The sequence below is a fragment of the Amycolatopsis jejuensis genome (assembly GCF_000717335.1).
Lineage (GTDB): Bacteria > Actinomycetota > Actinomycetes > Mycobacteriales > Pseudonocardiaceae > Amycolatopsis > Amycolatopsis jejuensis.
In genome coordinates this window covers 1-518 of record NZ_JNYZ01000113.1, presented here as the reverse complement: position 1 = coordinate 518, position 518 = coordinate 1, and the positions used below count along the sequence as shown (strand labels likewise).

The following is a 518-nucleotide window of genomic DNA, read 5'->3' as shown; positions in this document are numbered from 1 at the left end:
CTCCCGTGTCCGCTGCTTCTTCCGTTCCCGAAGGCCGAGCTTCTCCATGCCACCAGCATACGACAGTCACGTCATCAGCCGTCATTTGTCAGTTGACGACTGTTGTCAGTGTGTGACACTATTTGCTCATGCCGAAGCCTCCCGCACCGACGTCTCACTACTGGAAGCTGCAACGACAACTCGCGCGACTCACCACGTTCCTGTTCCGCAAAACCAGCGGAAAGGCTGGTCGTCGTCGCCTCGAAAGGCGGCGTGGACGCGCACCCCGCGTGGTTCCACAACCTGACGGCAATGACAACCACCGAAGTGGAACTACCCGGCGGCGAACACCGACAGGTCCGCCCGCGCGTCGCCGAAGGCACGGAGCGAGCCCGATTGTGGGAACGAGCGGTGCAGATCTACCCGCCATACGCGACCTATGCAACCTACACCGAGCGAACAATCCCGGTAGTCGTACTCGAACCCGCCCCGACCGCATAAGCAATCCGCAGGACAACCTTGCCACCAGGCATCCCCGA

1 protein-coding gene is annotated in these 518 nt (G+C 61.4%); it reads left to right on the top strand.

Annotated features, from left to right (window positions below):
• Window positions 1-108 precede the first annotated feature (108 nt).
• Window positions 109-480, top strand: coding sequence for a nitroreductase/quinone reductase family protein (locus OO71_RS45990; RefSeq protein ID WP_245633996.1), 372 nt, complete (start codon window positions 109-111; stop codon window positions 478-480).
• Window positions 481-518: the final 38 nt, after the last annotated feature.